Genomic DNA, 10,650 nt, shown 5'->3' on the forward strand with positions numbered 1-10,650 from the left:
TCGGTCCGACAGGGGTTTTCGCGACCGTCAGTAGCTCGACGACGATGCCGCGACGGCGAACAGGACCACGTAGAACAGGATGACCACGGCCCAGATCGCGACCGCCCCCACGGCGGACCAGATCGCGAACTTCTTGGCATCCGCGGCCGCCTTGTGGGCCGCGTCGAACTGCCCCTGTGCCCACAGCGTATTGACAGAATTGGCCTTGACGATCGACACGATCCCGAGTGGCAGGCAGCACAACACCGTGGTGAGGATGCCCCAGACCAGGTTGTTCTCGGGCGGCACCCCGAACTGGGGAGCCGCCGGGTACTGCCCGTAGCCGTAACCGTAGCCGCCGGGTGCGGCCTGCGGGTTGTACCCTTCCGGATTGTTCGGCGGGTACTGCGGATACTCGTTCATGTCGATCCTCGCTCGTCGGCCGGACGTTCGGTCTGTTCCGGACCCGGAGCGTGAATTAAACCAGTTCGAACCGGAATTCGCAGTACGCGCATCGGGCACGGGTGGGCGCGATCCGGTGGGCGCACCTGCGTCGTCGACCGGTGCTTCACACCCGCAGGGACGAGAACGGCTCCACGGGAATGTTGCGAATCGCGAACCAGCACACGACGATCACCAGCACGATCTGCGGCGACCGCCGCCACTGGTGCCACTGAACGTAGCGCCGGTCGCGTACCCGTCCCAGGGTCCACACCGCGAACGACCACACCAGGATCAGCACCGCGAGCACACCCACGGCGTTGTACCGCAGCGCGGTCGGAACATCGAGGTGCAGAAGCGAATACAGCATGCGGGACGAACCGCAGCCGGGACACCAGATTCCGAAGAGTGCGCGGGTGGGACACGGCGGGATCGGCCCGCCCGGCGTGGTGGGGTCGGCCCACACCACACCGGCGCACACGCACGCGGACAGGGCCGCGACCCCGGCGGGGGCGGTGAGTCGGGTCAGCGTGCTGCGCATGGTCGTGGCCCTCAGGTGCGTGGATTCGGATCCTCGGGACTCCCCCGGGTTCTCAGGGTTGTGCGGAACTGTCGGCGACCCGGGCCTCGAGGCGGGCGCGGGCGGCCGGCCAGTCGTCGTCGATCATGGCGAACAGTGCGGTCGTGCGCCAGCTTCCGTCGCGTCGGCGGCGATGCTTGCGCAGCAGCCCCTCGAACTCGGCGCCGAGTTTGGCGATGGCGCCGCGCGAGTGGGCGTTGCGTTCGTCGGTGTGCCATTCCACGCGCACCGCGCCCAGCTCCTCGAAGGCGCGGCGCAGCAACAGCAGTTTCGATTCCGCGTTGATGCCGGTGCCCTGCGCGGAGCGCGACAGCCACGTGTGCCCGATGACGAGTTTCCGGTGGGCGGGATCGATCAGGTAGTAGGACGTGGTACCCACCACCGCGCCGGTGCGGGTGTCGACGATCGCGTACGGCAGCCGATCGGTGTCGGCGATCGCAGTCCGCACGAATGCTTCGGCGTCGGCGAGTTCCCGGATGATCACCGAGGTCCACCGGAAGATCGCTTCGGCATCGTCGACGGCCGCGAGCAGCCCGGGTGCGTGCTCCGGGGTGAGCGGCTCGAGCCGGACTCGGGTGCCTTCCAGAGTGGGCTGCCGATACCAGGATTCGCTCATCGGACACGTCCAGTGGTCGTCATCGGACTGGGCCTTTCGGGATTCGGTGCGGGGGCGCGCATTCGCAGCGGTGCGCGCGCGAACACGACGAAGAGTACGACCAGCAGGATCGCGCGTCCCCACACGCCCGCCTGGGTGAGCAGCAGCGCCGTGGTCATGTCGCGCTGGCCGCCGGTGGCGGCGAACCAGAGGAACACGCCGATGCCGATCGCGACGTCGGCGACCAGGTACGCGGCGACGAGGGACCAGCGGATCCGCACGAGCACCAGCAGCGGCAGCAGCCACAGCGTGTACTGCGGGGAATGCACCTTGTGCAGCAGCAGGAACCCGCACAGCATCGACCCGCCGATCGCGATCCACGGGTACGTGCCCTCCCGACGGTAGCGCCGCCACCCGATCACCAGCGCCACCGCGAACGACCCGCAGATCAGCAGCGGCGACAGGAGGGCCACGAGACCGTTGTAGGCGGGGGTGACATCGGTGCCCTCGTAGCCGCCGAGCAGCGGGCGCAACCCCCAGAACCAGATCGAGTTGCTCGTCGAATCCGCCGCGCGGTTGCTCTGGAACTCGAAGGACGCGCGCCAGCCCGTGTAGCCGAGCAGCGCGAACGGCAGGTTGACGGCGACGACGGTCGCGGCACCCGCGGCAGCCACCGCCACGGCCCCCTTTACATCGAAGCGGGTAGCCGTCGTGTCGCGGTCCGTCGTGTCGCGGTCGGTGTGATCGCCCCGGGTGAGGATGTAGGCGACGAGCGTCAGCAGGAATATCCCCGGATAGAGCTTCAGGCAGAAGCCGATGCCCAGCAGCACCGCGGCGATCACCCCGCGGGTCCGCAGCGACCAGCGTCTCGTGGCGACGATCGCGATCGCGCCCACCGTCGTCGCGACGACCGGCAGGTCCCAGTTGAGGAACGCGTAGAGCACCAGCGGCGGCGTCACCGACCACAGCAGCGCGGCCCAGCCGGCGAGCCGGCCCAGCAGCCACGCGGTGAGCAGACCGAACGGCGCCAGCAGCAACACCGACCAGAACAGGAACTCCGCGTCGTTGTGGGCGGGGACGGCGCCCAGCCACATCAGCACACCGCTGAGCACGGGATATTCGACGGTGCCGCCGACGAGGTGGCCGGCGGCGGTGATGTCGCCGTCCAGGAACGGGAAGCGATGCAGGTTGATGTCCCGTCCGATCCACAGTTGCTGGATGTCGGAGTAGCAGACGTCGGCGTCCTTGACGGATTCGAAGCGCACGGTGCGGCCGAGCTCGTCGAACAGCGGTCCGGCACAACGTGCCTTGTTGAGGTAGCCCAGAACGAGCGTGACCGCGCACAGCAGGACGGCGACGAGCGCGGGGGTCCGGGTGCTCGTGCGCATGTTCCTCACCCTAGGTGAATTTCGCTGGTCAGGGCGGGGTCATGTACCCTTCTTGGGTTGCTGACGCAACGACCCTCCTGTCACGGATCGTCCGTGACCGTTCACAGTCCATGGGAGGTGATGAGGTCTTATGCGTCATTACGAATTGATGATCATCCTGGACCCCAGCCTGGATGAGCGCACTGTCGCTCCCTCGCTGGATACGTTCCTCAACGTGATCCGCCAGGAAGGCGGCAAGGTCGACAAGGTCGACGTGTGGGGTAAGCGTCGTCTCGCGTACGAGATCGCCAAGAACAGCGAAGGCATCTACGCGGTGGTCGACATCAGCGCGACGCCTGCTGCCGTTGCGGAGCTGGATCGCCAGCTCGGCCTGAACGAGTCGGTGCTCCGCACCAAGGTTCTGCGCAACGACAAGTGATCCTGTCGGCGCCTGACCGTAGGCTCGGGCGCATCAGGACTCCACACACAGCAGGAGGAACCACATGGCAGGCGATACCGTCATCACCGTCATCGGCAATCTGACCGCCGATCCCGAACTGCGTTTCACCCCGGCGGGTGCTGCGGTCGCGAACTTCACCGTCGCGTCCACGCCCCGTGTCTTCGACCGTCAGTCCAACGAATGGAAGGACGGCGAGGCTCTGTTCCTGCGCTGCAACATCTGGCGTGAGGCAGCGGAGAATGTGGCCGAAAGCTTGACCCGTGGCTCGCGCGTCATCGTGCAGGGCCGGCTCAAGCAGCGCAGTTACGAGACGCGTGAAGGCGAGAAGCGCACTGTCGTGGAGCTCGAGGTCGACGAGATCGGCCCTTCGCTCCGTTACGCGACGGCCAAGGTCACCAAGGCCGGCCGTGGTGGGGGCGGCGGTGGCTTCGGTGGTTCCTCCGGCGGATCGGGCGGCGGGCGTGCAAGCGCCACCGCGAGCACCGGCGGCGACGACCCGTGGGGCAGCGCCCCGCAGGCCGGCTCGTTCGGTGGTCCCGGGGACGACGAGCCCCCGTTCTGATCCGACCTCGATCGGAACATCCAGAAATTACGGAGAACGACCATGCCTAAGCCGCCTGCGCGCGACAAGGTTTTGAAGAAGAAGGTCTGCACCTTCTGCAAGGAAAAGAACGTGCAGATCGACTACAAGGACACGACGCTGCTGCGCAAGTACGTCAGCGACCGCGGCAAGATCCGTGCTCGCCGTGTCACCGGCAACTGCGTGCAGCACCAGCGTGACGTCGCTGTTGCTGTCAAGAACTCGCGTGAGGTCGCACTGCTTCCTTACGTTTCGACGGCTCGCTGAGGAAAGGGAGGAACCGATGAAGCTCATTCTCACTGCTGACGTTGACAACCTCGGTGCGCCTGGCGACACCGTCGAGGTCAAGGACGGCTACGGCCGCAACTACCTGCTGCCCCGCGGTCTGGCGATCGTTGCCACCCGTGGCGCGCAGAAGCAGGTCGAGGGCATCCGTCGTGCCCAGGAAGCGCGCGCTGTGCGCGGCCTGGATCACGCCAAGGAGCTCAAGGAGGCCATCGAGGGCCTCGAGAGCGTCTCGCTGAGCGTCAAGACTGCCGGCGACTCGGGCAAGCTGTTCGGCTCGGTCACCGCCGCCGACGTTGCCGGTGCCATCAAGGCTGCCGGTGGCCCGGTCGTCGACAAGCGCATCGTCGAGCTGCCCAAGGCTCACATCAAGGCGACGGGCAAGCACATCGTCGTCGTGAAGCTGCACCCGGACGTCACCGCGAAGTTCACCCTGAACGTCGTCGGCGCCTGATTCCGGCTCCCGAAGAGCCCCGCGCACAGAGTGCGCGGGGCTCTTCGCCGTCTATCCACAGCCCCTGTGGATAGACGGGCTCGGATGTGACCTGCGGCATATCGTTTCGGGAACGAAGCAGCGAACACGCCCGGTGCGCGACACGCCGAAATCGTCGTTGTCCACAGCTGTGAAAAGCAATTTTCGGTCCATGACCTGCGTCTATTTGAAGTGTGAGATGCGTTGTCCCCAGCTTCTCCACAATAGGTGCACAAGCTTGTCCTCCCGTTTCCACATTTCATCCACAGATATGTGCACAACCCGATTTGGATCGGCGCATCGAAGTCCCTAACGTCGAGCGCGCCTGCACCGTGTATGTCGGTGGGGGCGAGTAGAACGTGGGTATGGACATACGCGTCGACCACGCCCTACCGAACGTGGTACGCGGATGGGGAAGGATGGCATCGCGTGGCTGTTGTGGACGATCGAGGCCATTCCGACTATCCGCCGCCGGAGGAACCGGGCGGAGACTTCGGTCGGCAACCTCCGCAGGACATGGTGGCCGAGCAGTCCGTACTCGGCGGCATGCTGCTCAGCAAGGACGCCATCGCCGACGTTCTCGAGGTGCTGCGCCCCGGCGACTTCTACCGGCCCGCCCACCAGGTCGTCTACGACTCGATCCTCGACCTCTACAGCCGTGGTGAACCGGCCGACCCGGTGACGGTGTCCGCCGAACTCGACCGCCGCGGCGAACTCAAACGTCTCGGCGGTGCCGCCTATCTGGTGACCCTGACCCAGACGGTGCCCACTGCCGCGAACGCCGGCTATTACGCCGAGATCGTCGCCGAGAAGGCCGTCTTGCGCCGCCTCGTCGAAGCGGGCACCCGCATCGTCCAGTACGGCTACGCGGGCGCCGAAGGCCAGGACGTCGCCGAGGTCGTCGACCGCGCCCAGGCCGAGATCTTCGACGTCGCCGAGCGTCGCACCACCGAGGACTTCGTTCCCCTCGAAGAGTTGCTGCAGCCGACGATGGACGAGATCGACTCCATCGCCAGCCGCGGCGGTATCTCCCTCGGTGTTCCCACCGGATTCGCCGAACTCGACGAGCTCACCAACGGCCTGCACGCCGGTCAGATGATCATCGTCGCCGCCCGTCCCGGCGTCGGTAAGGCCCTCGCGCTCGACACTCCCCTCCCCACCCCGGATGGGTGGACCACGATGGGCGAGGTCGCGGTGGGCGATCTGCTGCTCGACGCCCACGGCGCACCGACCCGCGTGGTCGCCGCGACCCCGGTCATGACCGGCCGTCCCTGCTACGAGGTCGAGTTCTCCGACGGCACCGTCGTCGTCGCCGACGAACAGCACCAGTGGCGTACGGTCGCCGGGATCCGCACCACCGGGGAGCTGGCCGCGACCGTCGCGGACGGTCACCTCGTCGCCAACAGCGCGGCTCTGCATCTTCCCGACGCGGACCTGCCGGTCGCGCCGTTCACGCTCGGTGCGTGGCTCGGGGGGCCGTCCGAGGATCCGGACCTGCACATGCGGATGGAAGGCGAAGGCGACTTCGCCGGCGAGCTGATGACGCTCGGCGCCCACATCCCCGAGGTCTATCTGCGCGCCTCCGAGCGACAGCGCCGCGACCTGCTCGCCGGAGTCCTCGACGCCGGGGGCACCGTCGAGGCCGACGGCACCGTACGTTTCGAGAGCGACTGCCCGCGCCTGCTCGACGGCATCGCCGAACTGCTCGCCGGACTCGGCTACACCCACACCCTCGACGCCGGTTCGGTGTCCTTCGTCGCCGACGACGACGTGTTCGTGCTGCCGAGCAAGGCACTGCAGCACAAGGAGAATCGTCGCGCCGTCGCGCAGGAACGCCGCGTCGTCGCGGTGCGGCCCGTCGCGTCGGTGCCGGTGCGGTGCGTCGAGGTCGACGGTGAACACCTGTACCTCGCCGGCCGATCGATGATCCCCACCCACAATTCGACGCTCAGCATGGACTTCATGCGGTCGTGCTCCATCAAGCACGGCATGGCGTCGGTCATCTTCTCCCTGGAGATGGGCAAGACGGAGATCGTCATGCGTCTGCTCTCCGCAGAGGCGAAGATCAAGCTCGGCGACATGCGGTCCGGCCGCATGACCGACGACGACTGGACGCGTCTGGCCCGGCGGATGAGCGAGATCAGCGAAGCCCCTTTGTTCATCGACGACTCCCCCAACCTGACGATGATGGAGATCCGCGCAAAGGCGCGGCGGCTCAAGCAGAAACACGACATCCGTCTCATCGTCATCGACTACCTGCAGCTGATGTCGTCCGGCAAGAAGGTCGAGTCGCGTCAGCAGGAGGTCTCCGAATTCTCGCGTAGCCTCAAGCTTCTCGCGAAGGAACTCGAGGTTCCGGTCGTCGCGGTGTGTCAGCTCAACCGTGGTCCCGAGCAGCGCACCGACAAGAGGCCGCAGGTCTCGGACCTCCGCGAGTCCGGCTGCCTTCCCGCGAGCACTCGAGTGCTGCGGGCGGACAACGGCTGCGAAGTCACCCTCGGCGAGTTGCTCGCGAGCGGTGAACAGCCCGAGGTGTGGTCGCTCGACGAGCGTATGCGCATGGTCGCCCGGCCGATGGTCAAGGTGTTCCCGTCCGGCCGCAAGGAAGTGTTCCGGCTGACGCTCGACTCCGGCCGTCAGGTCGAGGCCACCGCGAACCATCCGTTCCTCACGGTCGACGGCTGGATCCCGCTCGGCGAGCTGATGGCCGGCGAGCGCGTCGCGGTGCCCCGTGCCCTGCCTGCTCCGCTCGAGATCGTCGAACTGTCCGACGACGAGGTGTTCGACCTCGCCGGTCGTGCGGTCGCGCAGGGTTGCGTTCCCGCACAGGCATTTTCACTGCCGAAGGCTCAAGTCGCGGCGTTCGTCTGCCACGTCTGGGAAGACGGCGGCGAGGTCGCGTGGGATGTCGAGGATGCGCGCGCGGTGATCCGGTTCCCGTCCGCCGGCCGGCGGGTTGCCGACGACCTCGCCCGGCTGCTCCTGCGGATCGGTGTGTTCGCGCGGATCGTCGAGACCGCGGCGGGCTGGGACGTGGTCGTGACCGGTCGCGAGAGCGAGGCCGTCTTCCTGCACGACGTCGGCAAGTACGGCACGGCAGCACAGTGGGTGCTCGCGCAGCTCGGTCCGAAGTTGGTGCGGCACAGCGCCGATACGGTCACCCCCGAGATCGAAGCCGAGCTCGGACGGCTCCTCGCGGTCGAGAACCTCGCCCCCGCCGAACTGGTCGCCGCGGCGGCGTCCCGGTCCTCGTCGGGTGCACGATCGAGCCTGGCACAGGTCGCCGGTGTCCTCGACACCGCCGACATCGAGATGGTCGCCACGAACAACGTGTTCTGGGACGAGATCGTCTCCATCGAGAGCCTCGGTGAGCGGGATGTATTCGACGGAACCGTCCCGGGCACACACAATTTCGTGGCCGACGGCATCTCCGTGCACAACAGCCTCGAGCAGGACGCCGACATGGTCATCCTGTTGCACCGTCCCGACGCGTTCGAACGCGACGACCCGCGGGGCGGCGAGGCGGACCTCATCGTGGGTAAGCATCGTAACGGTCCGACGGCCACGATCACGGTCGCGCACCAGCTGCACCTGTCGCGGTTCGTGGACATGGCGCGAGGCTGATCCGAGCGGCCGCCGCTGGTTGCCGCATCGCCTGGGAATGAGACGAAATCGGACATGGTGAGATTCCGAGACAAGCACCTGGGGTTTGTACTTCGATGAGACGAACGCGATGTTGGACGAGATGCTTACGGGTTCGCGGCGCGGGTTGTCGATCGCATCGAGTTTCTTCACGGTTGAGTTTCCAGGTAGGTCCGGTTCCTCGGCGGGTCATGTCAATGCGCTCGCGAGGGCGCGAGCTGTCCAATCCGCGTAGTGGTCGAGCGACCAGCCGCGGCCGAGCACCAGGAGTTCGTACAACTCCACCGCGGTGTAGGTCCAGAGCACGTCGCGTACCTCGTCGAGCTCGATCCCGGCACGCAGCTGGCCGGTCTCCAGGAGGTGTTGCCCGAACATGGTCATGCCGGCGAGGCGTTCGTCGAGCAGCTTCTGCCAGACGTCCACCAGAGCATCGTCGCTGTGTCGACCGTCGCGGATCAGGATCTGAACCTTGGCCGAGCGCTGCTGTCGTCGTGCGAGACCGTGGATGTAGATCTCGATCTTGCGCCGCACGTCGGGCTCCGCCAGTGCCGCCTGGACCGCCGGTCGTTGCGCCACCGCCACATTCTCGTCGTCTCCGGCGATCACGAAATCGAACACGGCCTTGGCCAACGCCGCCTTCGTGCCGAAGCTCTTGTAAATGCTCTCTGGCGATACTCCTGCCCGCCGCGCAACCGTGGTGATGGAGGTCGCGCGGAATCCGTCTCGCTCGAATAGCTCCTTCGCTGCCGCTACCACCGCACGCCGACGGAGTTGCGCCTGCTCACGCCGGTGGGAGACGTCGTATTTCCTCTTGACTTCGCTCATCACCAGTCCGATACTTTTAGGTACAGTCTTACTGTATCTATTTTGGAGCAGCCATGAATGCTCATCCCACGGTCGTGTCCACCGACCCGAAATCCATCGCGATCCGCAGTATCCACAACATGGCACGCGGGAACCGCACCGACTTCGACGAAGTGATCGGCGTCGGCGGGTTCACCCGAGAGAGCAGGGCCGCGCCACCGTCGGCGCGCGGCACCGGACCCGATGCCTTCTACGAACTCGCGCTGTGGCTGCGCGCCGCATTCGAGGATCTGACGTACGAGATCCACCACGCCGTCACCGAGCGGAATCTCATCACGGTGAATTCGACGATGCACGGACGCCACACCGCACCGATCGCCTTCTACACCGAAGACGGCAAGCTCGACACCGTCTTCCCACCCACCGGTCGAACATTCGCGATCACTCAATCCCATTGGTTCCGAATCGAAGACGGCAAAATCGTCGAGCATTGGGCGAACCGGGACGATCTCGGGCTCGCCAAGCAACTCGGATGGGTCCCGCCGACGCCGACCTATCTGATCCGGATGGCGCGCGCCAAGCGCCGCGCCCAGCGGAGCCTCTACCGGGTAGCGGCGGAATCCGCGGTATCGAGGCACGTACCGGCGGAACCGACAGTGAAGCACCGCAGGATCGAGGGCGAGGCACTGTTCCCGCTCAGCCCTGAGCAGACGTGGGATCTGGTGTTCGGCAACCGGCTGCAGCGGTTGGTCGAGCTGTCCGATTCGATCGTCGCGGTCGAAAACTACGAGATGCGCGCGAACGGCACACCTCGATACGTGATGGTGACCCGCATCGGTCCCGTCACGATACGCAGCACCTCCGACTACACCGTCTACAACCGTCCACGCAACACCGTCAATGCGGTACTCGACAGTCCCTTCGGAGGCGTTTACGAGATGGACTTCCAGCCCGACGGAGCGAACACTCGAGTGTCGTATTGCTGGAGCATCGAAACGACAACCCCCTTTGCCCGCATCCTGCTGCCGGTTCTCGCACCGCTGATTGCCCGCTCCCTCCGCGCGGACCTGGAGACGGTAGCGAGCCGTGTCTCCGGCACTCGTTTATGAGCAAAGCATCTTGTCTCAACTTCGGAGGTCGAGCTCGTCACATTGTGCCCGTTTCCGCAGTTTCCTGTCTCAACAATCGGCAGGAGCGGCAGCCGTCGAGATGCGGCCAAGAATGACCGGACACGCCACTGCACTTCGACGGATCCCGGGTGGGTCGCCAGTGCTCGTCAAAGTAGGTGCGTCACCGCGAGCGGATCAATCTCCGGCACACAGTCGATCCCACCTCCGCCGTGTGCACTCGTCCGGGCAGGAGCGCCGGCCGTTGCAGTAAGGAGACGTCCACCTGCTGACGGTGCCCTCCAGGTTGTCGGCAGGTGGACGTTCTAGGTGTCGGGC

At 66.1% G+C, this 10,650-nt stretch carries 11 protein-coding genes; 6 read left to right on the top strand and 5 right to left on the bottom strand.

Going from position 1 to position 10,650, the window contains the following annotated elements; all coding sequences use genetic code 11:
* Positions 1-27: 27 nt before the first annotated feature.
* From RZ1_RS24585 to RZ1_RS24600, 4 genes are all read right to left on the bottom strand, one after another.
* On the bottom strand, positions 28-402 hold the full coding sequence (locus tag RZ1_RS24585; RefSeq protein ID WP_072815150.1) for a CD225/dispanin family protein: 375 nt from the start codon (positions 400-402) through the stop codon (positions 28-30).
* A gap of 145 nt (positions 403-547) precedes the next feature.
* Entirely contained in the window at positions 548-961 is a 414-nt protein-coding gene (locus RZ1_RS24590) for a DUF2752 domain-containing protein (protein WP_072815151.1), read from the bottom strand.
* A gap of 52 nt (positions 962-1,013) precedes the next feature.
* Positions 1,014-1,616 carry a GNAT family N-acetyltransferase gene (locus RZ1_RS24595; RefSeq protein ID WP_072815152.1) on the bottom strand — a complete coding sequence of 201 codons (603 nt, stop codon included), beginning with the start codon at positions 1,614-1,616 and terminating at the stop codon, positions 1,014-1,016.
* Complete coding sequence (locus tag RZ1_RS24600) at positions 1,613-2,983, bottom strand: glycosyltransferase 87 family protein (RefSeq protein ID WP_072815153.1); 1,371 nt, start codon at positions 2,981-2,983, stop codon at positions 1,613-1,615. The genes RZ1_RS24595 and RZ1_RS24600 overlap by 4 nt, the downstream gene beginning before the upstream one ends.
* 130 nt (positions 2,984-3,113) lie before the next feature.
* Here RZ1_RS24600 and rpsF point away from each other — a divergent pair, with 130 nt between their 5' ends.
* The 5 genes from rpsF to dnaB all read left to right on the top strand — a co-directional run bounded on the left by rpsF (position 3,114) and on the right by dnaB (position 8,383).
* On the top strand, positions 3,114-3,401 hold the full coding sequence (rpsF, locus tag RZ1_RS24605; protein ID WP_072815154.1) for a 30S ribosomal protein S6: 288 nt from the start codon (positions 3,114-3,116) through the stop codon (positions 3,399-3,401).
* A gap of 64 nt (positions 3,402-3,465) precedes the next feature.
* Positions 3,466-3,984: a single-stranded DNA-binding protein gene (locus tag RZ1_RS24610; RefSeq protein WP_072815155.1), complete on the top strand. Its 519-nt coding sequence runs from the start codon at positions 3,466-3,468 to the stop codon at positions 3,982-3,984.
* Positions 3,985-4,026: 42 nt separating this feature from the next.
* Positions 4,027-4,269, top strand: a complete 243-nt coding sequence (gene rpsR / locus RZ1_RS24615) for a 30S ribosomal protein S18 (RefSeq protein WP_068161227.1) — start codon at positions 4,027-4,029, stop codon at positions 4,267-4,269.
* Between the two features lie 16 nt (positions 4,270-4,285).
* Positions 4,286-4,741, top strand: coding sequence for a 50S ribosomal protein L9 (gene rplI, locus RZ1_RS24620; protein WP_068161231.1), 456 nt, complete (start codon positions 4,286-4,288; stop codon positions 4,739-4,741).
* A 447-nt stretch (positions 4,742-5,188) separates the two neighbouring features.
* Positions 5,189-8,383, top strand: coding sequence for a replicative DNA helicase (gene dnaB / locus RZ1_RS24625; RefSeq protein ID WP_218020487.1), 3,195 nt, complete (start codon positions 5,189-5,191; stop codon positions 8,381-8,383).
* 207 nt (positions 8,384-8,590) lie between these two features.
* Here dnaB and RZ1_RS24630 read toward each other — a convergent pair whose 3' ends face one another.
* Entirely contained in the window at positions 8,591-9,226 is a 636-nt protein-coding gene (locus tag RZ1_RS24630) for a TetR/AcrR family transcriptional regulator (RefSeq protein ID WP_072815157.1), read from the bottom strand.
* A 53-nt stretch (positions 9,227-9,279) separates the two neighbouring features.
* Here RZ1_RS24630 and RZ1_RS31790 point away from each other — a divergent pair, with 53 nt between their 5' ends.
* Complete coding sequence (locus RZ1_RS31790; RefSeq protein ID WP_072815158.1) at positions 9,280-10,314, top strand: ester cyclase; 1,035 nt, start codon at positions 9,280-9,282, stop codon at positions 10,312-10,314.
* Positions 10,315-10,650: the final 336 nt, after the last annotated feature.

This window comes from Rhodococcus zopfii NBRC 100606 = JCM 9919 (genome assembly GCF_001895025.1).
GTDB lineage: Bacteria > Actinomycetota > Actinomycetes > Mycobacteriales > Mycobacteriaceae > Rhodococcus > Rhodococcus zopfii.